The organism is Burkholderia guangdongensis (genome assembly GCF_013403875.1).
Taxonomy (GTDB): domain Bacteria; phylum Pseudomonadota; class Gammaproteobacteria; order Burkholderiales; family Burkholderiaceae; genus Burkholderia; species Burkholderia guangdongensis.
Map to the genome: position 1 here is coordinate 77089 of NZ_JACBNX010000003.1, position 21991 is coordinate 99079.

A 21991-nucleotide genomic window follows, 5' to 3' on the forward strand; every position below is an offset into this window, starting at 1 on the left:
CGAAAAGTCGTTTTCCTGCCGACCGATTGGTCGCTAACATGCGGTTTTAAGCCGGCGCTGAGCGCCGGCCATGCCTTTCCCAGGAGCGTCTCTTGACCGCATTCGACCGTATCCACCAGCCGTTCGTCGTCGGCATCGGCGGCACAACGCGCGCGGCGTCGTCGACCGAGCGCGCGCTGAGCTTCGCGCTGCGCGGCGCGCAGGCGGCCGGCGCGCGCACGCGCCTGTTCGACGGCCCGTTCCTTCATACGCTGCCGCACTATGCGCCCGAGCATAAAACGCTGACCGACGCGCAGCGCGAGCTGATCGACGCGGTCCGCCAGGCGGATGCGATCATCATCGCGACGCCCGGCTATCATGGCGGCGTGTCGGGCCTCGTGAAGAACGCGCTCGACACGCTCGAGGAACTGCGCGCGGACGAGCGGCCGTACCTCGATGGCCGCGCGGTCGGCTGCATTGTGACCGCGTACGGCTGGCAGGCGGCCGGTACCGTGCTGACGTCGCTGCGCGCGATCGTCCATGCGCTGCGCGGCTGGCCGACGCCGTTCGGCGCGACCGTCAACACGCTCGAGACACACTTCGACAGCGCCGAGCTCTGCTCCGATCCGAAAGTCGCCGCGCAGCTCGAGACGGTCGGCACGCAGGCCGCCGAATTCGCGCTGGCATTCGCGTCGCATCGCGATACGCGGCGCGCCGCCTCCGTCGACGCGCTCGCGCCGGTGCTGAAGCTCGCGCATTCCTGATCGCCTTTCGTCCGCCTGACGCCGCCTGACGCCGCCTGATCGCCGCCCGATCACCGACCGAACGCTACCTGACCCGCGGCCTGACCGCTTACGCCGCCGCCTGCTCCATCACGAGCAGCTGCGCGCCGTCGGCGACCTGATCGCCGACCGCATACAGGATTTCGGCGACGACGCCCGCGTTCGGCGCGCCGATCGTGTGCTCCATCTTCATCGCCTCCATCACGATCAGCGGTGCGCCCGCCTCGACCGCCTGCCCCGGCTCGACCAGCACCGCGATCACCTTGCCCGGCATCGGCGCGGTGAGCCGCCCGCCGCCATGCTCCGTGTCGCCCGCATGCGCGAGCAGGTCGCCCCAGTCGAACGTTTCGACCGCGCCCTGCGTGAACACATGGAACGTGTCGCCGTCCGCGTACACGCGCGCGCTGCTGCGCACGCCGCCGAGCGTCACGTCGAAATCGAGCGGCGTCGGGCCGCGCGTCCATGCGAACGGCAGCGCGGCCGCCTCGCCGATCGCGAGCCGCTCGCCGAGCGCGCCGTCCTCGTAGGCGACCGTCAGATCGGTGTCGCGCTCCGTCGCGCGCCATTCGATCGTGCGCCGATAGTCGGCGTTCAGCCGCCAGTTCGACAGCGCACCCCACGGCGACCCGCCGCTCGCGAGCGTGTCGCGCTCGCGAGCGAACAGCGCCGCGCAGGCGAGCGCGAGCGCCGCGCGCGGCGGCTGCTGCGGCGCGAACAGCGCGTCGTGGTTCCGCTCGATCAGACCGGTGTCGAGATCGGCGGTCGCGAACGGCGCGCACGCGACGATCCGCTGCAGAAACGACGCGTTCGTATACAGGCCGACGACCTCGCATTCGCGCAGCGCGCGCGCCATCCGCGCGAGCGCTTCCGCACGGTCCGCGCCGTGCACGATCAGCTTCGCGATCATCGGATCGTAGAACGGCGTGATCGCATCGCCTTCGCGCACGCCGCTGTCGACGCGCACCGGCGCGCCGATGTCGAACTCGACGCCCGCCGGCAGCCGCAGATGCTTCAGCGTGCCGGTCGACGGCAGAAAGCCGCGCGCCGGATTCTCCGCGTACAGGCGCGCTTCGAGCGCATGTCCCTGCACGCGCAACTGATTCTGCCGCAGCGGCAGCGGCTCACCCGACGCGACGCGCAACTGCCATTCGACGAGATCGAGGCCCGTGACCATCTCGGTCACCGGATGCTCGACCTGCAGGCGCGTGTTCATCTCCATGAAGTAGAACGCGTCGCCGGTCATGATGAACTCGACCGTGCCCGCACCGACATAGCCGACCGCGCGCGCGGCCGCCACGGCCGCCTCGCCCATCGCGCGGCGCACGTCGTCGGCCAGACCCGGCGCGGGCGCTTCCTCGAGCACCTTCTGGTGGCGGCGCTGCACGGAACAGTCGCGGTCGAACAGATAGACGGTGTTGCCGTGCGTGTCGCCGAACACCTGCACTTCGACGTGGCGCGGGCGCGTCAGGTATTTCTCGATCAGCACGCGATCGTTGCCGAAGCTGCTCGCGGCCTCGCGCTGGCACGACGCGAGCGCGGCCGCGAAATCCCCGGAGCGCTCGACGACGCGCATCCCCTTGCCGCCGCCGCCCGCGCTCGCCTTCAGCAGCACCGGATAGCCGATCTCGTCCGCCTCGCGATGCAGCAGCGCCGCGTCCTGCTCGTCGCCGTGATAACCGGGCACGAGCGGCACCGCGGCCGCGTGCATCAGCGCCTTCGCGGCGGCCTTCGAGCCCATCGCGGCGATCGCGTCGACCGGCGGCCCGATGAACACGATCCCCGCCGCTTCGCACGCATGCGCGAAGTCCTCGTTCTCGGACAGGAAGCCGTAGCCCGGATGGATCGCCTGCGCGCCGGTCGCACGCGCCGCGTCGATGATTCGCTCGATGCGCAGATAGCTGTCGGCGGCCGCCGAGCCGCCGATGTGCACCGCTTCGTCGCATGCGGCGACGTGCTTCGCGTTTGCATCGGCATCCGAATAAACCGCGACGCTCGCGATCCCGAGACGTTTGCACGTCGCGGCGACGCGGCACGCGATTTCGCCGCGATTGGCGATCAGAATCTTGTCGAACATGGCTGTCGTCCGGTAATGGATTCGGTCACGCGCGCCACGACGGCGTGCGCTTCTCCAGAAACGCCGCGATCCCCTCGCGCGCTTCCGCGCCCGCGCGCGTGCGGGCGATCCAGTCGGCGGTGTCGTCGATCAGCGCCGCGTCGAGCGGCCGGTCGGCAACGTCGCGCACGAGCGTCTTGCACGCGCGCACCGCGTCCGGGCCGTTCGCGACGAGCGTCGCCGCGATCTTCGCGACCGTCTCGTCGAGCGTGTCGGCCGCGACCGTTTCGTGCACGAAGCCGAGTGCCGCCGCGCGTTCGCCGTCGAACAGCTCGGCGGTCGTGAAGTAGCGCCGCGCCGCGCGCTCGCCCATCGCACGCACGACGTAAGGCGCGATCGTCGCCGGAATCAGCCCGAGCCGCGCTTCCGACAGGCAGAACTTCACGCCTTGCGCGGCGATCGCGACGTCGGCCGCCGCGACGAGCCCGACGCCGCCCGCATACGCGTCGCCGTGCACGCGCGCGATCACCGGCTTCGCGCAGCGATGGATCGACTCGAGCATCCGCGCGAGCAGGCGCGCATCGGCGCGGTTCTCGTCGTCCGAGTAGCCGGCCATCTTCTTCATCCAGTTCAGGTCTGCACCCGCGCAGAACGCCGGGCCGTCGGCCGCGAGCACGATCGCGCGAATGCCGTCGCGCGTGTCGAGGTCCGTGAACGCGGCGGTCAGCTCCGCGATCATCGTCTCGTTGAACGCGTTGCGCACCTCCGGCCGCGCGAGCGTGACGGTCGCGACGCGGCCGTCGTCGGTCACCTTGATGGTTTCATATCGCATGGGTCAAGTCCTCACATCCGGAACACGCCGAAGCGCGTATCGTCGATCGGCGCGTTCATCGTCGCCGCCAGCCCGAGACCGAGCACGTCGCGCGTCTGCGCGGGGTCGATCACGCCGTCGTCCCACAGCCGCGCGCTCGCATAGTACGGGTGCCCCTGGCGCTCGTACTGGTCGCGGATCGGCTGCTTGAACGCCTCCTCCTCGTCGAGCGGCCACGTGCCGCCCTTCGCCTCGATCCCGTCGCGGCGCACGGTCGCGAGCACCGACGCGGCCTGCTCGCCGCCCATCACCGAGATCCGCGCGTTCGGCCACATCCACAGGAAGCGCGGCGAATACGCGCGCCCGCACATCCCGTAGTTGCCCGCGCCGAACGAGCCGCCGATGATCACCGTGAACTTCGGCACCTTCGCGGTCGCGACCGCGGTCACCATCTTCGCGCCGTGCCGCGCGATCCCTTCGTTCTCGTACTTGCGGCCGACCATGAAGCCGGTGATGTTCTGCAGGAACACGAGCGGAATCTTGCGCTGGCAGCACAGCTCGATGAAGTGCGCGCCCTTCACCGCCGATTCGGAGAACAGAATTCCGTTGTTCGCGACGATCCCGACCGGATGGCCCCAGATACGCGCGAAGCCGGTCACGAGCGTCGTGCCGTAGCGCGCCTTGAATTCGTCGAACGCGGAATCGTCGACGATCCGCGCGATCACCTCGCGCACGTCGAACGGCTTCCTCGTATCGACCGGGATCACGCCGTACAGGCTCTTCGCGTCGTAGCGCGGCGGCTTCGGCGCACGCAACTCCAGCGGCGGCGCGATGCGCGGCCCCAGATTGCCGACGATGCCGCGCGCGATCGACAACGCATGCGCGTCGTTCTGCGCGAGATGGTCGGCGACGCCGGACAGCCGCGTATGCACGTCGCCGCCGCCGAGATCCTCGGCGCTCACTTCCTCGCCGGTCGCGGCCTTCACGAGCGGCGGGCCGCCGAGAAAGATCGTCCCCTGGTTCTTCACGATGATCGATTCGTCGCTCATCGCGGGCACGTACGCGCCGCCCGCGGTGCACGAGCCCATCACGACCGCGATCTGCGCGATGCCCGCCGCCGACATCGTCGCCTGGTTGTAGAAAATGCGGCCGAAGTGGTCGCGGTCGGGAAACACCTCGTCCTGGTTCGGCAGGTTCGCGCCGCCCGAATCGACCAGATACACGCACGGCAGCCGGTTCTCGGCCGCGATTTCCTGCGCACGCACGTGCTTCTTCACCGTGACCGGATAGTAGGTGCCGCCCTTCACCGTCGCGTCGTTGCAGACGATCATGCACTCGCGACCCGCGATCCGGCCGATGCCGGTGATCACGCCCGCGCCGGGCGCGTCGTCGTTGTACATCCCGTACGCGGCCAGCTGCGACAGCTCGAGGAACGGCGTGCCGGGATCGAGCAGTTGCGCGATCCGGTCGCGCGGCAGCAGCTTGCCGCGCGACAGGTGCTTGTCCCGCGCGGCGGGCCCGCCGCCCTGCGCGAGCTGCTCGATTTTCGCGCGCAGATCGGCGACGAGCGTATCGAGCGCCGCGGCGTTCGTGCGGAATTCGTCCGAACGCGGGTTCAGCTTGGATTCGATGATCGGCATCGGCTCGGCTCCGTTGATCCTGATCGATTAGGATTACATCGTTTCTGCGAACAGCTCGCGGCCGATCAGCATCCGGCGGATCTCGCTCGTGCCCGCGCCGATTTCGTAGAGCTTCGCGTCACGCCAGAGGCGCCCGACCGGATACTCGTTGATGTAGCCGTTGCCGCCGAGCACCTGGATCGCCTCGCCGGCCATCCACGTTGCCTTCTCGGCCGTGTAAAGGATCACGCCCGCGCAGTCCTTGCGCACCTGCCGCACGTGCGCGCTGCCGGCGGAATCGAGATGCCGGCCGACCGCGTACAGATACGCGCGGCACGCCTGGTACGTCGTGTACATGTCGGCGATCTTGCCCTGGATCAGCTGGAACTCGCCGATCGACTGGCCGAACTGCTTGCGGTCGTGGATGTACGGCACGACCGCGTCGAGGCACGCGGCCATGATGCCCGTCGGGCCGCCCGCGAGCACCGCGCGCTCGTAGTCGAGCCCGCTCATCAGCACCTTCACGCCGCCGTTCAGCTCGCCGAGGATGTTCTCCTCAGGCACCTCGACGTCCTGGAACACGAGCTCGCCGGTATGCGAGCCGCGCATCCCGAGCTTGTCGAGCTTCTGCGCGACCGAAAAGCCCTTCATCCCCTTCTCGACGATGAACGCGGTGATCCCGCGCGCGCCGGCTTCCAGGTCGGTCTTCGCGTAGACGACGAGCGTGTCGCAATCGGGGCCGTTCGTGATCCACATCTTCGTGCCGTTCAGCACGTAGCGGTCGCCGCGCTTGTCCGCGCGCAGCTTCATGCTGACCACGTCGGAACCCGCGTTCGGCTCGCTCATCGCGAGCGCGCCGACGTGCTCGCCGGACACCAGCTTCGGCAGATATTTGCGCTTCTGCGCATCGTTGCCGTTGCGGTGGATCTGGTTCACGCACAGGTTCGAATGCGCGCCGTACGACAGCCCGACCGACGCGGACGCGCGCGAGATCTCCTCCATCGCGACCATGTGCGCGGTGTAGCCGAGGTTCGCGCCGCCGTATTCCTCGGCGACCGTCATCCCGAGCACGCCGAGCTCGCCGAACTTGCGCCACAGATCCATCGGAAACTGATCGGTGCGATCGACTTCGGCCGCGCGCGGCGCGATCTCCTTCGCCGCGAACGTCGCGATCGCGTCGCGCAGCATCTCGATGTCTTCACCGAGCATGAATTGCACGCCGGGCAGGTTGATCATGTCTCCTCCGTCTCCAGAAAGTGAGTGGGCGCTCGCGTCGATTTCTGAGTGTTACTCATAATCAGCCTGTTCGCCGATTGGATCGCACGCCATGCGGAAATTTTGCGTAGTTTCCCGCTTCTGAACGGCACTCGTCAATAGTTTTCTGAGTTTCACTCAGGTATCATCCGGACATGATCGACACGGACCGCACGACCATGACGACCGCCACCCCGAAGGCCGACCGCGCCGACCGAACTGACCGCCCCGACACGCCGCGCGCGCCCGCCAGCGCCCGATCCCGGCAGCGCGTGCAGGACATCCTGCGCGCCGGGCGTGACGTTTTCGCGGAAAAAGGTTACGAGCACGCGACGGCCGCGGAGATCGCGCAGCGCGTCGGCGTGTCCGAGGCGACCGTGTTCAGCTACTTCCGCGGCAAGCGCGAGCTGTGCGCGCGCGTGATCGCCGATTGGTACGATGAAAACATCGCGACGTTCGAACGCGGGATGCCGCTCGACGCGCCCGTGCATCAGCAGTTCGCGTTCGTCGTGCGAACCCACCTGCGACTGATGCTCGTGAACGGCACCGGCCTCTGCGCGCTCGTGCTGTCGGAGGGGCGCGCGAAGCAGCAAGCGCTCAGCGACGAACTGACCGCGCTGCAGCGACGCTACACCGCGCCGCTGATGGACGTGCTCGCGCGCGGCCAGGCGGCCGGGCAGATCCGCACCGACATGCCGCTGAGCCTGCTGCGCTCGCTCGTGTTCGGGCCGATCGAGCATGTGCTGTGGGATGCGATCCTCGGGCACCGCAAGCTCGACACCGACGCCACCGCCGAGCAGTTGATCGACGTGCTGTGGACGGCCCTGCAGCCGCCGGCGCCGGAAAGCGCGGCGCTCGCGCGCTTCAGGAGCGAGGTCGCCGATGCGATGCGGCGGCTCGATGCGACGGTGGGACACGATGTGGAGCACGCCACGCCGGTCGATTCCGTCGATTCGGCCCGGCGCGCATAGTCCGGCCCATGCCTCATTTGGGGGATGGGAACGACGTCCGTTTGCGTCTAACATGGCGACCCGATGGAGAGAGCAATCGCGGCACTGCACCGCGATCCCCTCGGGGCACGGAATGAAAGTCGCGCGCGAATCGTCCGACAAGAGACTGGCGGCGCACCGGCAAAGCCACGGTACGTGGCGGGGAGACCAACCCACTCCGTCAAAGCGATCCATCGGGCCGCGCCGCCGCCGGGCCTTCCGGCGACGATGCGGCGAAATCATCCGGGCCGGGCGATTCGAACGTCGCCCGGCTTTCTTTTTGCGCGCGGCATCGGTGCGCGCCTCTCAATGTGAGCATCCCCCGCCTGCGATCCTGGATCGCGGTCCGATACCTGTCATCGGACGGGCCAGCGTTCCCCCCACGATGATCCCCCAATAGAATTTCCGGAGCGACTCGGCGTCGCCCTGCGCGATTCACTGTGCTCCTTCTTTCCCGCGCGAACTGCACTCTCAACGGCGTGCCTGTCTCACTACACTGAACTGGTACGTCATCGAGCCGCAATGCGGCGTCACCTCAGACAAGACGGCGCCCGGCGAACCCGGCGCCGGTCACGGAGTTTCCTATGACCAAGCGACGCGAAGTTCCGGGCATCCGCCCGTACGACGGCCCGGCCGGCGGCTGGGGCGCCCTGAAAGCGACCGCGCAGGCGATCCGCGTGCAGATGGAAAGCATCGAGGCGCCGATCACGCTATTGCGCACCAACCAGCCCGACGGCTTCGACTGCCCCGGCTGCGCGTGGCCCGACAAGGAGCACCGCTCGACGTTCCAGTTCTGCGAGAACGGCGCGAAGGCGGTCACGTGGGAAGCGACGACGAAACGCGTGACGCCGGAATTCTTCGCGAGCCACACCGTCACGTCACTGCTCGCGCTCACGGATTTCGAGCTCGAAGGGATGGGCCGGCTCACGCATCCGCTCGTCTACGATCGCGCGACCGACACGTTCCGTCCGGTCGAATGGGACGCCGCGTTCGCGCGCATCGGCGAAATCCTGCGCGGCCTGCCGCCGGAGCAGGTCGAGTTCTATACGTCCGGGCGCGCGTCGAACGAAGCCGCGTATCTGTATCAGCTGTTCGCACGCGAGCTCGGCACGAACAACTTCCCCGACTGCTCGAACATGTGCCACGAGCCGACGAGCGTCGGCCTGCCGCAGTCGATCGGCATCGGCAAGGGCACGGTGTCGCTCGACGATTTCGAGAAGACCGAGCTGATCATCTCGATCGGCCACAACCCCGGCACGAACCATCCGCGGATGATGGGCACGCTGTGGGAAGCATCGCGACGCGGTGTGCCGATCATCGTGTTCAACCCGCTGCGCGAGCGCGCACTCGAGCGCTTCGCCGATCCGCAGAGCTTCATGGAGATGGCGATGGTCGGCTCGACGCGTATCGCATCGACCTATCATCAGGTGCGCGCCGGCGGCGACGCGGCCGCGCTGAAGGGCATCATGAAGGCGGTGCTCGCGCTCGACGCCGAGCGCGGCGACGTGCTCGACCGCGCGTTCATCGCGCAGCATACGGAAGGCTTCGACGCGCTCGTCGCGGACCTGAACGCAACGTCGTGGGACGACATCGAAACGGAAAGCGGGCTGACGCAGGAAGAGCTCGCGGACGTCGCCGACGCGTATGCGAAATCGAATGCGACGATCGTCACGTACGGCATGGGCGTCACGCAGCACAACAAAGGCACCGCGAACGTGCGGCTGATCTGCGATCTGCTGCTGATGCGCGGCAACATCGGCAAGGACGGCGCGGGCATCTGCCCGCTGCGCGGCCACTCGAACGTGCAGGGCAACCGCACGGTCGGCATCACCGAGAAGCCGTCGGCGAGCTTCCTCGCGAAGATTCAGGACGTGTTCGGCTTCGAACCGCCGGCCGGACACGGGCACGACGCGGTCCAGACGATGCAGTCGATGGTCGCCGGCCAGTCGAAGGCGCTGCTGTGCCTGGGCGGCAACTTCGCGGTCGCGCTGCCCGATCCCGAACAGAGCTTCCCGGCGATGAAGGCGCTCGACCTGAGCGTGCACATGGGCACCAAGCTCAATCGGTCGCATCTGCTCGTCGCGAAGGAAACCTACGTGCTGCCCGTGCTCGGCCGCACCGAGCTCGACATGCAGGCGGGCGTTCGGCAGTCGGTGACCGTCGAGGATTCGATGTCGATGGTGCACGCGTCGGCCGGCAAGCTCACGCCCGCGTCGGAGCACCTGCGCTCCGAGCCGGCGATCGTCGCCGGCATCGCGCGCGCGACGCTCCCGAACAGCAAGGTCGACTGGATGACGCTGGTCGCCGATTACGACAAGATCCGCGACCTGATCGAAAAAACCATCCCGGGCTTCGACGACTACAACGCGCGGATCCGCGTGCCCGGCGGTTTCCGGATGCCGCTGCCACCGACCGAGCGCATCTGGCCGACGCCGACCGGCAAGGCGATGTTCTCGGTCTTCCACGGCGTGAAGGAAGACGCGCACGTCGACGGTCACGACGTGCTGCGCCTCGTGACGCTGCGCAGCCACGACCAGTACAACACGACGGTCTACGCGCTCGACGACCGCTATCGCGGCGTGTTCGGGCGACGCGACGTGCTGTTCATGAACGAGGACGACATGGCCGATCTCGGTATCGAGCACGGCGATCGTGTGGATGTCGAAACGATCTCGCCGAGCGGCCGCGAGATGCGCCTGCAAGGCCTGACCGCGATCGTCTACGACATCGCGTCCGGCTCGGTCGGCGCGTACTACCCGGAAGCGAACTGCCTCGTGCCGCTCGACTACATCGACGTGGAAAGCGGCACGCCGTCATACAAATCGGTGCCCGTGCGCGTCGCGCGCGCGGCCGGCGCCTGATTCCCGGCACGCGAGCACGTCCCGTTTCATCGCCAAGACCGGCGCGCCGTTGCAGCGCGCCGGCCGTCACGCCAATGGCGTCATTGCCTGGAGACCTCGATCCATCATGGAACTCATCGACGCATTCCACCTCGCCAGGTTGCAGTTCGCGTTCACGGTGTCGATCCACATCATCTTTCCGGCGATCAGCATCGGCATGGCGAGCTTTCTCGCGGTGCTCGAATGGCGCTGGCTGATGACCGGCGACAACGCATACAAGGACATGTTCCTGTTCTGGTCGAAGATCTTCGCGATCGGCTTCGGCATGGGCGTCGTGTCCGGCGTCGTGATGGCGTATGAATTCGGCACGAACTGGAGCGGGTTCTCGAGCATCGCCGGCAACATCACCGGGCCGCTGCTGACGTACGAAGTGCTGACCGCGTTCTTCCTCGAAGCGGGCTTTCTCGGCGTGATGCTGTTCGGCTGGCAGCGCGTGAGCGCGCGCGCGCACTTCTTCGCGACGCTGATGGTCGCGGTCGGCACGCTGATCTCGACGTTCTGGATTCTCGCGTCGAACAGCTTCATGCAGACGCCGCAAGGCTACGCGATCGAACACGGCAAGATCGTGCCGGTCGACTGGATGAAGGTGATCTTCAATCCGTCGTTTCCGTATCGGCTCGTGCACATGACGATCGCCGCGTTCATCGTCGCGGCGTTCATCGTCGCCGCGTGCGGCGCGTGGCATCTGCTGAAGGGCCGGCGCGACGTGCCGGTCAAGCGCAGCTTCTCGATGGCGCTATGGATGCTGCTGCTGCTCGCGCCGGTTCAGATTGTCGTCGGCGATGCGCACGGCCTCAACACGCGCGAGTATCAGCCCGCGAAGATCGCCGCGATCGAAGGCCTGTGGGAAACCGAGCACGGCGGCACCGCGCTCAACCTCGTCGGCCTGCCGGACATGAACGCCGAAGTCACGCGCTACGCGATCCAGGTTCCGCATCTCGGCAGCCTGATCCTCACGCATAGCTGGACCGGCGAGATTCGCGGCCTGAAGGAATTTCCGCCGCAAGACCGCCCGTATTCGCCGATCGTATTCTGGACGTTCCGCATCATGGCCGGCCTCGGGATGCTGATGCTGCTGACCGCGGTGCTCGGCCTGCTGCTGCGCAACGGCGGGCGGCTCTACGAGGCGCGCTGGTATCAGTGGCTCGTGCTGTGCATGGGGCCGTCCGGCCTCGTCGCGCTGCTGGCCGGCTGGATCACGACGGAGGTCGGCCGCCAGCCGTGGACCGTGTACGGCGTGCTGCGCACCGCGGATTCCGTCGCGCCGATCAGCGCGCAACAGGCCGGCGTGTCGCTGCTGATCTTCGTGATCGTGTACTTCCTCGTGTTCGGCAGCGGCGTCTATTACATGATGAAGCTGATGATGCAAGGGCCGCAAGAGCATGCGCCGCCGCGCAAGCGGCGCCGCCACCCGATCCTGAACAATCGCGCGCTGGACGCGCTGCAAGGAGAGTGACGCCATGCAAATCGATCTCCCTGTCGTGTGGGCCGCGATCATCGGGCTCGGCGTGTTCATCTACGTGATGCTCGATGGCTTCGATCTCGGCATCGGCCTGCTGTTTCCGTTCTTCGACGCGAAGGGCGACCGCGACGTGATGCTCAATACGATCGCGCCGGTGTGGGACGGCAACGAGACGTTCCTCGTGCTCGGCGGCGCCGGGCTCTACGGCGCGTTCCCGGTCGTCTACTCGACGCTGCTGCCCGCGAACTATCTGCCGCTGATCCTGATGGTCATCGGCCTGATCTTCCGGGGCGCCGCGTTCGAGCTGCGCGCGAAAGCGACGCGCACGCAGCATCTGTGGGATCTCGCGTTCATCGGCGGCTCGGCGCTCGCGGCGCTGTGCCAGGGCATCGTGCTCGGCTCGCTGCTGCAGGGCATCGTGATCGTCGACGGCCGCTTCGCCGGCGGCCCGTTCGACTGGCTGTCGCCGTTCAGCCTGTTCTGCGGGATCGGCGTGCTCGTCACGTACGCGACGCTCGGTTGCGGCTGGCTGATCCTGAAGACCGACGGCGAGCTGCAGCGCAAGATGCGCTCGCTGATGAAACCGCTCGTCGGCGTGCTGCTCGGCGCGATGGCGATCGTCAGCCTGTGGACCGTGCTCGGCCTGCCGGCGGTCGAGCAGCGCTGGTTCGGCAGCGGCAATCTCGGCTGGTTCCTGCCGGTGCCGGTGCTCGTCGTCGCATGCGCGTGGGGCATTTTCCGGACGGTCCGCCTCGCGCACGACGCGACGCCGTTCCTGTTGACGCTCGCGCTGTGCTTCCTCGGCTACAGCGGTCTCGTGATCAGTATCTGGCCGAACATCGTGCCGCCATCGCTAACGATCTGGGATGCGTCATCGAGCCATTCGAGCCAGCTGTTCGCGCTCGTCGGCACGCTGATCGTGCTGCCGGTGATCCTCGTGTACAACGCGATGCAGTACCGCGTGTTTCGCGGCAAGGTGCGCGAAGGCGACGCCGGCTATCACTGACACGGCGGCGACACCATGATCGTAAGACCGAAGGAGAACTGGTTCCGTCTGCTGTTCGTGTGGAACGGTTCGGTGCTCCAGTCCATCATTCCGCAGCTGACGTTCATGGCGATCGTCAGCAGCCTCGCGGTGTTCTCGCACGGCCGCATCTTCGGCGAAAAGATTCCGCTGAACACCGCGCCGTTCACGCTGTTCGGGCTCGCGCTCGCGATCTTTCTCGCGTTCCGCAACAACGCGAGCTACGAGCGCTTCAACGACGCACGCCATTTGTGGGGCAGCGCGCTGAACGCGACGCGCACGCTGACCTCACAGATGCTGTGCTATCTGCCGCCCGACGCCGAGCGTCGCCGTCGCGTCGCCGATACGCTGATCGCGGTGGTCTACGCGCTCAAGCATCAGCTGCGCCAGACCGATTCGGCGCCGGACCTCGAGCGCCTGCTCGGCCGTACGCGCGCCGACGCGCTGCGCCGCAAGTGCTACAAGCCGATCGCGCTGCTCGACGAATTGCGCCGCGAGCTCGCCGGCCTGCACGGGCACGCGGCGATATCCGACACGAAGCTGTGGATGCTCGACGCGCAGCTCGACGAGCTGTGCCGGACCGTCGGCGGATGCGAGCGCATCGCGAGCACGCCGATTCCGGTTGCGTACAGCGTGCTGCTGCATCGCACCGTCTATGCGTACTGCGTGCTGCTGCCGTTCGGCCTCGTCGATTCGACCGAGTTCTTCACGCCGCTGCTGTGCGTGTTCATCGCGTATACGCTGATCGCGCTCGAAGCGATCGCGAGCGAAGTCGCCGATCCGTTCGGCACCGCGCCCAACGCGCTCGCGCTCGACGCGATGACGCGCTACATCGAGCGCTCGATCCTCGACCTGTGCGACCGCGAGCTGCCCGACGACGTGAAGCCGGTTCGACCGTATCAGTTGACCTGATCAGTTTGCCCAATCATCCGACCTATCGCGCACATGTCGCGACGAGCTTGCCGACGGTAATCACCGCCTGCTCGATCTCGCTCGTCCACGGGCTGCTGTAGTTGAGCCGGATGAAGTTCCGGTAGGTCATCTCCGAAATCGAGAACATATAGCCCGGCCCGATCGTGATCCCCTCGTCGAGCGCGAGCTTGTAGAGCCGCATCGCGTCGACCTTCGGCGGCAGCTCGATCCACAGCACGTAGCCGCCCGCCGGGTTCGACATCCGCGTGCCCTCCGGAAAGAAGCGCGACACCATCGCCTTCATCAGATTCGCCTGCTGCGCATACGCCTTCCTCACGCGCCGCAGATGATGCTCGTAGCCGTCGCGCTCGAGGAACTCCGCGATCGCGATCTGCGGGATCGACGGCGACGTCAGCGTGTTCAGGAACTTCAGCTTCTCGACCTGATCGCGATAGCGCCCCGGCATCGCCCAGCCGATCCGGTACGCGGCCGTCAGGCTCTTCGAAAACGATGCGCAATGCAGCACGAGCCCTTTCGTGTCGAACGACTTCAGCGTGCTCGGATGCGCATCGCCGAAATACAGTTCGTTGTACACGCCGTTCTCGATCACCGGAATGTCGTGTCGCGTGACGAGCTCGACGAGCGCGCGCTTGCGATCGTCGGGCATCTGAAAGCCGAGCGGATTCTGAAAATTCGGCATCACCATGCAAGCCGCGATCGACTGCGACGCGACGATCCGCGCGAGCGCGTCGACGTCGATCCCGTGCTCCGGATCCGTGGCGACCTCGATCGCGCGCATTCCCGCCCGCTCGATCGCGTGCAGCATCGCGTAGAACGTCGGCGATTCGACGGCGATCACGTCGCCCGGCTTCGCGACCGCCTGCAGGCACAGATTGATCGCCTCGGTCGCGCCGACCGTGATGATGATCTCGTTCGGATCGACCGCGAGGCCGGTTTCCAGATAGCGGCGCGCGATCTGGCGCACGAGCTGCGCGTTGCCGGGCGGCAGCGAATCGGTCACGCCCCATTGCGCCTTGCCGCGCCCCGCGTCGTACGCGTGGCGGTTGATCTTCTCGAACGGAAACATGCTCGGATCGGGATACGGCGAACCGAGCGGCACCGCGTCGTCGACGCCGATCGAGCGCAGCGTCGACAGCACGAGGCGGCTGACGTCGACGGGCGACGAGATCGGGATCGGCCGCGACGGCCGTAGCTCGAGCGGGCGCCGCTCGCCGGCGTCGCCTTCGAAGCTCACGAAATAGCCGGACTGCGGCCGGCTCGTCAGCAGGCCACGGCTTTCGAGCAGCACGTATGCGCGAATCACCGTCGTGATGCTGAGCCGGTGCTGCTGGCTCGTCTGCCGGACCGACGGGAGCCGTTCGCCGTGACGGTACACGCCGTGGCGGATCGACTTCTCGATATCGTCGGCCAGCTTTTCATAAAGTTTCATCGAACGCCCCCCCTTGGCGCAACGCCCGCTCGCGTCGCGGTGGCCGGCCTTTCGATTCATGCACGCCATCGCTGCCCGCCGGCGCGGTGTGCGGATCGTAGCAGAACTGTGCTCCGGCGAACCGGGCCGATTTGTGCGCTCCGTGATTGACGTCGCGGCCTTACGCTTGCTCCATCGAACGCATCGCGCAGGTTCGCGGCGATGCGCAAACATTGGAGCTCGAATCATGCGGCACGCCACGCCGACACAACGCCTCTGTCCGCCCCCTGGCTCGCCCCCACCCGCCGCGCGCTGCACGAAAACGGACGGCGCATCGTGAATCTGCTCGAAGCGATGCGCATCTACGTGCGGGTCGTCGAGCGCGGCAGTCTCTCGGGCGCCGCGCGCGATCTGAACATCGGTCAACCCGCCGTCAGCGAGCGCATCGAGCGGCTCGAGAAATTTCTCGGCTGCCGGCTGCTGCTGCGCAGCGCGCGCGCATTGATGCGCACACCCGAAGGCGAGATCTTTTACGAGCGCAGCAAGAAGGTGCTCTGCGCGGTCGAGCAGGCGGTCGCCGACGTGTCGAGCGACGGCCAGATCATCAAGGGCACGATTCGCATCGCCGCGCCGCACTGCCTCGGCGAAACGGTGCTACCCGACGCGCTGAAGCGCGTGCGGGACGATTACCCGCAACTCGACCTCGATCTCGTGCTGAACGACCGGATCGTCGATCTCGTGACGGAAGGCGTGGACATTTCATTTCGCGTCGGGCTGCTCGGCGAAGGCGCGTTCATCGCGTATCGGCTTGGTCAGGTCGCGCGCGTTCTCGTCGCCGCGCCCGAGTATCTGGCGCGGCACGGTCCGATCGCCGGGCCGGCCGACCTGATCCGACATCCGTTCATTCGCGTGAAAGGCATCTTCGGCACGGATCAGCTTCCGCTCAGGCACGGCGCGAGCGTCGTCGAGAGCACGCCGATCCGCACCGCGATTCAGACCAGCCACTGGCGCCCGATGCACGAGCTGATCGTGTCGGGCGCCGGCATCGGCGTGCTCGAAGAACCAGCCTGCGCTGGCGCGCTCGCGGACGGCCGGCTCGTCAGGCTGCTGCACGCGTACGAGGTGCCGCCGTTCGATCTGAACGTGCTGATCCAGGCGCAGCGTCCGGTGCCGCCGCGTGTGCGGACGGTCGTGTCGATGCTGAAGGCGAGCATCCCGGAGTTGATCGGCGGGCAGCGCGTCGAGTGCGTGTGACGGGTAGTGCGTCCGAACCGCGCTTCGTACTCCTCGCTTTGATCAGCCGATGTTCTGTTGCTCGACAGCCACATCGGATCGTCCGTGCATACCCTCGATATACGCGGCAATCGCACGATTCCGTTCGATTATCGATCGCCTCGGCCAGCAACCGCTTTATTCCACCCGCCTCTCCTCCCTATTCTGGGATCACCGCCGCCGCAGAGCGGGGTGCCCCCCTCACAAGTCGCAATCCTAAGAAGGAATGGAGATCATGAAACGAATCGAGCCTGTGAAAGCAGTCATCGCCACCGCGGCCGCGTTGGCGGCGCTGCCCGCGTTCGCGCAGAGCAGCGTGACGCTGTATGGCGCAGTCGACAACGGTATCGGCTATCAGAGCAGCACGACGACGCTCGGCTCGACGACGGGCGGCCGCTCGGCGGTCAAGATGGTCACCGGCGTGTGGCTCGGCGACCGCTTCGGATTGAAGGGCAGCGAGGATCTCGGCGGCGGCACGAAGGCGATCTTCCAGCTCGAGGAAGGCTTCAGCGGCGCGACCGGCGCGGAGTCGGTGTCCGGCTCGATCTTCAGCCGCCAGGCGTACGTCGGCATGACCAATCCGGCCTTCGGTACGTTGACCGCGGGCCGCCAGTACGCGTCGTACTACCAGTTCATGTCGCCATACAGCCCGACCACGTGGCTCACCGGCTTCTACGGCGCGCACCCGGGCGACGTCGACGGCCTCGACACGATCTACCGCGCGAACAACACGATCCTCTATACGTCGCCGACGCTGTACGGCTTCTCGGTGTCGGGCTCCTACTCGCTCGGCGGCGTGCCCGGCAGCTTCAACGCCGGTTCGACGTGGGCCACCGCGCTGCAGTACGTGAATGGTCCGATCGGCGCGACCGTCGCGTTCTCGCGGATCAACAACTCGACGCCGGGCGGCGGTGCGTTCGGCGCCTCGTCGACCACGTCGAACAGCGGCGCCGAGATCGGCGTGTCGGCCGTCACGAACGGTTATCAGACCGCGCGCGCGCAACAGCGATTCGCGGTCGGCGCGATGTACAAGTTCAACTCGAGCTGGGATGTTTCGGCAACCTACACGAACGTTCAGTACATCCCGGGCGCGGACTCGAAGTTCCTCGACACCGAGATCTTCAACACGGCCGGCGCGGTGCTGCACTGGAAGGCGACGTCGGCGTTGGATTTGGCGGCCGGTTACAGCTACACGCGCGCGACGAGGGCGAACGGCATCGCCAGCAGCGCGCAATACCAGCAGTTCAACCTGTCGCAGTACTACGCGCTGTCGCAACGGACCGGCCTCTACGCGCTCGAAGCGTATCAGCGCGCGAACGGCCAGACGCTCGGCACGAACGGCGCCGGCGACATCATCAGCGCTACCGCGACGCTCGGCGACGGCTTTCAGACCACGCCGTCGTCGACCCGCAGCATGTTTGGCGCGGGCGTCGGCATCGTGCATCGGTTCTGAGCGAGGAGGTTGTGGCGAGGACGGCGCATTGCGCGCCGTTCCCGCCCGCTTCAGCCGGGCCTCGCATCCTCTGGCTTGGGGCTCCTGGCCGTGGCAAAACGGCTTTGTACCGCGACGAGTTGGTCATCGGTGGTTGCCACCAGCCACAACCGCGCATGCTCCGCGATTTGGCGGTTGTGGTCCTTCAACGGGCCCATTGCCGCAGCGGACTTCCAGACCACGGGGCCAATTCGGCTGCTCCTGCCCGACGGCGCACCCACCAGCAGGCAATATGGCCCGAGAGGAAGCGAGACAAACGGAAGGGCCGGACTGGCGCGCACGCGCCAGTCGATGAACGGCATCTCGCTGATGAGCAGGGGGTTGGGCAGGCCGTAAAGCACACTGAAATCGTACAGCGCCAATTGCTCGCGCATGCCCGTGTAGATACGCCGGATATCGTCGACAACCGCAGCGCGGATTTCATCGTCGAACATGGGTTCCTGCGCATAGCGTGCGAAGGCTTCCCGGGCACTCGACTGATATGCGCTGAACAGGCCGAGTTCGATGCAGTCCTGCGCAGCGCGCTGGACCTCCACGATAGTGCCGGCTTCCTCGGGCTTGCCCAACTGCGCCGCCCTCAAAAACCGGGCGAGCCCCGCCTCCTGGATCGCAGGACCTTCCACGGACGCATCGTCGTCAGCATCCTTGTCGAGCGGCACGTAAATGTATTCTTCGGCCGCGAAGCGCGACTTCTTCCCTTCGTCAAACTTGATTTCGCCATCGGTGCAGTCCAGATATCGCGTGCCGATTCGGCCGTGCTCCCAAACCCAATTCTTCAGGAGCGGACGTAGCGGATGCAGCCGGTCGTGATTAGTCATTGGAGCCTCCAGGTGCCCCAGTATAGATCCACGTGACCGCTTGCTCCGTTGGTGAACCGCATCTGATACCCGCCCTTGGGATTATGATGACTCGGTCGGCAGCTTTGGCGCCCCGACTGGGACGAACCATGGATCAAAGCGAAGACTTTATCGTGCGCACCATGTCGACCGGCGAGGTGGCCATGTCGGTCGAATGGGCGGCTGCAGAAGGGTGGAACCCTGGCCGGCATGACCCGCACTGTTTCAGAGAAGCGGACCCGGCCGGTTTCTTCGTCGGCGTCTGGCGCGGCGAGCCGGTCGCGTGCCTCGCCGCCATCGCCTATGACGAACGCTTTGGCTTCATCGGTCTCTACATCGTGAAACCCGGGTTTCGCGGCAAAGGCTTCGGCATGCGAATCTGGCAGCACGGCATGCGTTACCTTGGCGACCGCAACGTCGGTCTCGATGGTGTCGTTGCCCAGCAGGCGAACTACAGGAAGTCCGGGTTCCGGCTCGCGTACCGCAACATCCGCTATCAGGGGCGTGTGGACGGCATCGGGTGCGCGCATGTGGCGGCAGCGGCCGATGTGCCGTTCGAGCAGTTGCTTGCCTACGATCGCCGGTGTTTTCCCGCGGCGCGAGAGCGTTTCGTCTCCGCCTGGATCGCGCAGCCGGATGCCGTTGCGCTCGCTACGGTCGACGCTGGCCGTATCGCCGGATACGGTGTCGTGCGCCGCTGCAAGGCGGGCTGCAAGATCGGCCCGCTCTTCGCCGATGACGCGGGCGTCGCCACCGGGCTGTTTCGCGCGCTGGCGGCGAGCATGCCCGGCGAGGTCATCGTGCTCGACGTGCCGGAAACGAATCCCGCGGCCGTCGCGCTGGCGGAACGGCACGGCATGACGAGCGTCTTCGAAACCGCGCGGATGTACACGAAAGACGCGCCCGCGATTGCGATCGATCGCGTGTTTGGGGTGACGTCGTTTGAGCTGGGGTGATCGGGCGGACTGGGGCGTCGCCTTTAACCGCGCGTGTCGACCCAGTTGCGTGCCCAGCGTGTCGAGTGCTGCAGCGCCTGCTCCGCACTCTTGAAGTAATCGAGCGAATAGAACTGATAGCGGCCTTCGGCGCATGCGCTATCGGTGCGTTCGAGCAGCAGGTTGGATGAAAAACTGCCGTCGGGCAAACGATGCGCCGAGGGTTGGACGGCATAGCCGTTGTATTGATGAATTTGTTTGTTCAGCATTTTAATTTTAATGATGTACGAGTGCGCGCGTGCCGTGCGAAATGTGCACGGGCATGCCGATTCAAAGCCATTGCGAGCCGAATCTGAAGCAGTCGGAAAGCGAAAAAAAGGCGTTACAGCCAGGGGGAGAATGAAGCGCAACGAGGCGTGTGGCGCTTGGCAAGCTGCTGAATGAACAGATGCAGCTAAGAGCGATCGCGCCAACTTTGGGAGACAACGCTCCGCGAGGGTGTCGCTGAACCCGGCGTCCGTCGCGGGAGGCCGGGTACTTCAAACTTTACAGCGTCAAACTTTACAGCGGCTTGATGTTGGCCGCTTGCAGACCCTTCGGGCCTTGCTTCGTTTCGAAGCTCACCTTCTGATTTTCAGCCAGCGTCTTGAAGCCGTCGGCTCTGATTTCGGAGAAATGCGCGAACAGGTCGTCGCCGCCCTTGTCCGGGGTGATGAAGCCAAAGCCCTTGCTGTCGTTGAACCACTTAACGGTACCGGTATCCATGAAGAATCCTTGATGAAAAAATATGAAGTTTTGCTCTGTTGAAGAGCGCGTGAAGCGTCAAGGAAGGGAGAGGACAACGAATACCGCTGAGGAGCGAGCAATTGATGAACAGCAATCGAACTTCTTGAACTTCGGACGACACACTAACCGCCGGGTAGTACCCGCGTCAATAGCTAACTTGTAACTGTGTCACCAGGCGTAGACTTAGAGAGCATATGTCTGCCTCCCAGGTGAGAAACCATGAAGCACGTGATGAAGGGTTTCCTGTTTGCCGTTGCCCTGCTGACAGTGGTGGGCGGCACCATCGGCACCTATGCGATCCTCTCCGCCCCGTCGGCTCATGCCGAGCCGTGCGGCGGCCGCGGGTATCCGCAGGACGGTGGCGGCAATCCGCCCTAAAACAGACTGACTTGATTCGCGAGCCTGAGTCACCCCAATGAGGCAAGCCGCTCGAGAGTATCAACCGTAATGTCCAGGTGCCCCTCGGCGTAGTTCAATGCGTGATCGGCAGCTTGCGCAACGCGCTGATACGCCTCGGGTGGCAAAGCGTCAATGGCTTCCTCCACCCAGTCCTGGTTGCGATTCAGTGTTGCGGAGAGCATCACGACCGCCTGCTGCATATCCTTGTTGGATTTAACGCCAAACGCGGCCGATCGCAAGGTACTCACGATGAGCTTGTGCAACGCAAATCGGGCGGGCGCCGGCACTCGCACGGGTACGATGTGATCCTTGCCCGTCACATACCCGTGCTCGGATTCATCGATCAGATAGTCAAAGTACGGCAAGCCAGTCGCGTACGCCTTCAAGCCGGGCAGCGCCTTGGTTTCGTAATTCTCGGAACCCGGCACCAGGAGATCGACCTTGAGCATCGAGCCTCGCTGTTTGTACGACGTCGCCGGCTGCCTGGGATCGAGTCCCGGTACTTCGAGGAATGGCAATCCCGTATCCTTGATCACGTCGAGGAGGCTGCGATCGTCCGGGATAGCGAGAGACACCTGAGCTCTGGAACCGATATCAATGTCGTTCGTCTGATAGTTCGCGGCCAGCCTGATACCCAGGCCGTTCAGCAAGGCACCGAAGGCGTGCGAGCCGACGAGCACGGCTCCTTGCCGGAAAAGTCCGGCATTGAAGATCGAGGCGATCGTAAGCGCCGATGAGTTGTCGGCGACGGCGAACCTGGCGATACGCAGCGTCTTGATCGATTCGGCAATGGCACGTGCCTGCGTACTGTCGCTACGCTTTTGCTCGAGCTTGACAAGCGTCTCCGCCGCATCCGTCACGCCGAGAATTTCGTCGGCACGCTGCCCACTTGCCTTGTAGACACGCCAATACGTGTAGTTGATGCCATTGACGGACTTGTATGACACGGTGCCAGGCGTTTGCAAGGGAATGTGCGCCTGCCCGCCAGCTGTTTCGATGAGCGAGGCGTACAACGTCTGCAGCGCGTCGGGATGATAGGTCAGCATGGCCGGATTGG

General features: G+C 65.9%; 19 protein-coding genes. 10 read left to right on the top strand and 9 right to left on the bottom strand.

What is annotated here, in order from left to right; genetic code table 11:
- Positions 1-92 precede the first annotated feature (92 nt).
- Positions 93-743 (top strand): NADPH-dependent FMN reductase, encoded by a 651-nt coding sequence (locus tag HZI36_RS04110; RefSeq protein ID WP_179401365.1) that lies wholly within the window; start codon positions 93-95, stop codon positions 741-743.
- 88 nt (positions 744-831) lie between these two features.
- Here the strand turns inward: HZI36_RS04110 and HZI36_RS04115 are convergent, their stop codons facing one another.
- The 4 genes from HZI36_RS04115 to HZI36_RS04130 are packed head-to-tail and all read right to left on the bottom strand — an operon-like array spanning position 832 to position 6480.
- Positions 832-2835, bottom strand: coding sequence for an acetyl-CoA carboxylase biotin carboxylase subunit (locus HZI36_RS04115; RefSeq protein ID WP_179401366.1), 2004 nt, complete (start codon positions 2833-2835; stop codon positions 832-834).
- A gap of 25 nt (positions 2836-2860) precedes the next feature.
- A complete protein-coding gene (locus HZI36_RS04120) occupies positions 2861-3646 on the bottom strand; it encodes an enoyl-CoA hydratase/isomerase family protein (RefSeq protein ID WP_179401367.1) in 786 nt (261 codons plus the stop codon).
- 11 nt (positions 3647-3657) lie between these two features.
- Positions 3658-5265, bottom strand: a complete 1608-nt coding sequence (locus tag HZI36_RS04125; RefSeq protein WP_179401368.1) for a carboxyl transferase domain-containing protein — start codon at positions 5263-5265, stop codon at positions 3658-3660.
- A 33-nt stretch (positions 5266-5298) separates the two neighbouring features.
- On the bottom strand, positions 5299-6480 hold the full coding sequence (locus tag HZI36_RS04130) for an isovaleryl-CoA dehydrogenase (protein ID WP_179401369.1): 1182 nt from the start codon (positions 6478-6480) through the stop codon (positions 5299-5301).
- A gap of 197 nt (positions 6481-6677) precedes the next feature.
- Between HZI36_RS04130 and HZI36_RS04135 the strand changes: the two genes are divergently transcribed.
- The 5 genes from HZI36_RS04135 to HZI36_RS04155 all read left to right on the top strand — a co-directional run bounded on the left by HZI36_RS04135 (position 6678) and on the right by HZI36_RS04155 (position 13785).
- Positions 6678-7469 carry a TetR/AcrR family transcriptional regulator gene (locus HZI36_RS04135; protein ID WP_179401370.1) on the top strand — a complete coding sequence of 264 codons (792 nt, stop codon included), beginning with the start codon at positions 6678-6680 and terminating at the stop codon, positions 7467-7469.
- 602 nt (positions 7470-8071) lie between these two features.
- Complete coding sequence (locus HZI36_RS04140) at positions 8072-10348, top strand: FdhF/YdeP family oxidoreductase (RefSeq protein ID WP_179401371.1); 2277 nt, start codon at positions 8072-8074, stop codon at positions 10346-10348.
- 106 nt (positions 10349-10454) lie between these two features.
- Positions 10455-11843: a cytochrome ubiquinol oxidase subunit I gene (locus HZI36_RS04145; RefSeq protein ID WP_179401372.1), complete on the top strand. Its 1389-nt coding sequence runs from the start codon at positions 10455-10457 to the stop codon at positions 11841-11843.
- Positions 11844-11847: 4 nt separating this feature from the next.
- Entirely contained in the window at positions 11848-12855 is a 1008-nt protein-coding gene (gene cydB, locus HZI36_RS04150) for a cytochrome d ubiquinol oxidase subunit II (protein WP_179401373.1), read from the top strand.
- Positions 12856-12870: 15 nt separating this feature from the next.
- Complete coding sequence (locus HZI36_RS04155; protein ID WP_179401374.1) at positions 12871-13785, top strand: bestrophin family protein; 915 nt, start codon at positions 12871-12873, stop codon at positions 13783-13785.
- A 22-nt stretch (positions 13786-13807) separates the two neighbouring features.
- On the opposite strand, the gene HZI36_RS04160 is transcribed toward HZI36_RS04155, so the two are convergent.
- Positions 13808-15235, bottom strand: a complete 1428-nt coding sequence (locus HZI36_RS04160) for an aminotransferase-like domain-containing protein (protein ID WP_179401375.1) — start codon at positions 15233-15235, stop codon at positions 13808-13810.
- Positions 15236-15550: 315 nt separating this feature from the next.
- Here HZI36_RS04160 and HZI36_RS04165 point away from each other — a divergent pair, with 315 nt between their 5' ends.
- Both HZI36_RS04165 and HZI36_RS04170 read left to right on the top strand, forming a co-directional pair.
- A complete protein-coding gene (locus HZI36_RS04165; RefSeq protein WP_179401376.1) occupies positions 15551-16468 on the top strand; it encodes a LysR substrate-binding domain-containing protein in 918 nt (305 codons plus the stop codon).
- Between the two features lie 253 nt (positions 16469-16721).
- The gene (locus tag HZI36_RS04170; RefSeq protein WP_179401377.1) at positions 16722-17939 is read left to right on the top strand and encodes a porin; all 1218 of its coding nucleotides are present in this window, start codon (positions 16722-16724) and stop codon (positions 17937-17939) included.
- Positions 17940-17989: 50 nt separating this feature from the next.
- On the opposite strand, the gene HZI36_RS04175 is transcribed toward HZI36_RS04170, so the two are convergent.
- Positions 17990-18796: a hypothetical protein gene (locus HZI36_RS04175; RefSeq protein ID WP_179401378.1), complete on the bottom strand. Its 807-nt coding sequence runs from the start codon at positions 18794-18796 to the stop codon at positions 17990-17992.
- A gap of 128 nt (positions 18797-18924) precedes the next feature.
- On the opposite strand from HZI36_RS04175, the gene HZI36_RS04180 reads away from it, so the two are divergent.
- Complete coding sequence (locus HZI36_RS04180) at positions 18925-19770, top strand: GNAT family N-acetyltransferase (protein ID WP_179401379.1); 846 nt, start codon at positions 18925-18927, stop codon at positions 19768-19770.
- A gap of 23 nt (positions 19771-19793) precedes the next feature.
- Here HZI36_RS04180 and HZI36_RS04185 read toward each other — a convergent pair whose 3' ends face one another.
- Together HZI36_RS04185 and HZI36_RS04190 are read right to left on the bottom strand one after the other, a co-directional pair.
- Positions 19794-20018: a hypothetical protein gene (locus HZI36_RS04185; RefSeq protein WP_179401380.1), complete on the bottom strand. Its 225-nt coding sequence runs from the start codon at positions 20016-20018 to the stop codon at positions 19794-19796.
- A gap of 292 nt (positions 20019-20310) precedes the next feature.
- A complete protein-coding gene (locus tag HZI36_RS04190; RefSeq protein ID WP_013591514.1) occupies positions 20311-20514 on the bottom strand; it encodes a cold-shock protein in 204 nt (67 codons plus the stop codon).
- A 240-nt stretch (positions 20515-20754) separates the two neighbouring features.
- On the opposite strand from HZI36_RS04190, the gene HZI36_RS04195 reads away from it, so the two are divergent.
- The gene (locus HZI36_RS04195) at positions 20755-20913 is read left to right on the top strand and encodes a hypothetical protein (RefSeq protein WP_179401381.1); all 159 of its coding nucleotides are present in this window, start codon (positions 20755-20757) and stop codon (positions 20911-20913) included.
- A 29-nt stretch (positions 20914-20942) separates the two neighbouring features.
- Here HZI36_RS04195 and HZI36_RS04200 read toward each other — a convergent pair whose 3' ends face one another.
- Positions 20943-21980: a GSU2403 family nucleotidyltransferase fold protein gene (locus tag HZI36_RS04200; RefSeq protein ID WP_179401382.1), complete on the bottom strand. Its 1038-nt coding sequence runs from the start codon at positions 21978-21980 to the stop codon at positions 20943-20945.
- Positions 21981-21991: the final 11 nt, after the last annotated feature.

Bases quoted from the DNA above. Each gene is read 5' to 3' on its own strand.
- HZI36_RS04115 (WP_179401366.1), bottom strand. From the start codon at position 2,835: ATGTTCGACAAGATTCTGATCGCCAATCGCGGCGAAATCGCGTGCCGC.
- HZI36_RS04120 (WP_179401367.1), bottom strand. From the start codon at position 3,646: ATGCGATATGAAACCATCAAGGTGACCGACGACGGCCGCGTCGCGACC.
- HZI36_RS04125 (WP_179401368.1), bottom strand. From the start codon at position 5,265: ATGCCGATCATCGAATCCAAGCTGAACCCGCGTTCGGACGAATTCCGC.
- HZI36_RS04130 (WP_179401369.1), bottom strand. From the start codon at position 6,480: ATGATCAACCTGCCCGGCGTGCAATTCATGCTCGGTGAAGACATCGAG.
- HZI36_RS04135 (WP_179401370.1), top strand. From the start codon at position 6,678: ATGACGACCGCCACCCCGAAGGCCGACCGCGCCGACCGAACTGACCGC.
- HZI36_RS04140 (WP_179401371.1), top strand. From the start codon at position 8,072: ATGACCAAGCGACGCGAAGTTCCGGGCATCCGCCCGTACGACGGCCCG.
- HZI36_RS04145 (WP_179401372.1), top strand. From the start codon at position 10,455: ATGGAACTCATCGACGCATTCCACCTCGCCAGGTTGCAGTTCGCGTTC.
- cydB (WP_179401373.1), top strand. From the start codon at position 11,848: ATGCAAATCGATCTCCCTGTCGTGTGGGCCGCGATCATCGGGCTCGGC.
- HZI36_RS04155 (WP_179401374.1), top strand. From the start codon at position 12,871: ATGATCGTAAGACCGAAGGAGAACTGGTTCCGTCTGCTGTTCGTGTGG.
- HZI36_RS04160 (WP_179401375.1), bottom strand. From the start codon at position 15,235: ATGAAACTTTATGAAAAGCTGGCCGACGATATCGAGAAGTCGATCCGC.
- HZI36_RS04170 (WP_179401377.1), top strand. From the start codon at position 16,722: ATGAAACGAATCGAGCCTGTGAAAGCAGTCATCGCCACCGCGGCCGCG.
- HZI36_RS04175 (WP_179401378.1), bottom strand. From the start codon at position 18,796: ATGACTAATCACGACCGGCTGCATCCGCTACGTCCGCTCCTGAAGAAT.
- HZI36_RS04180 (WP_179401379.1), top strand. From the start codon at position 18,925: ATGGATCAAAGCGAAGACTTTATCGTGCGCACCATGTCGACCGGCGAG.
- HZI36_RS04185 (WP_179401380.1), bottom strand. From the start codon at position 20,018: ATGCTGAACAAACAAATTCATCAATACAACGGCTATGCCGTCCAACCC.
- HZI36_RS04190 (WP_013591514.1), bottom strand. From the start codon at position 20,514: ATGGATACCGGTACCGTTAAGTGGTTCAACGACAGCAAGGGCTTTGGC.
- HZI36_RS04195 (WP_179401381.1), top strand. From the start codon at position 20,755: ATGAAGCACGTGATGAAGGGTTTCCTGTTTGCCGTTGCCCTGCTGACA.
- HZI36_RS04200 (WP_179401382.1), bottom strand. From the start codon at position 21,980: ATGCTGACCTATCATCCCGACGCGCTGCAGACGTTGTACGCCTCGCTC.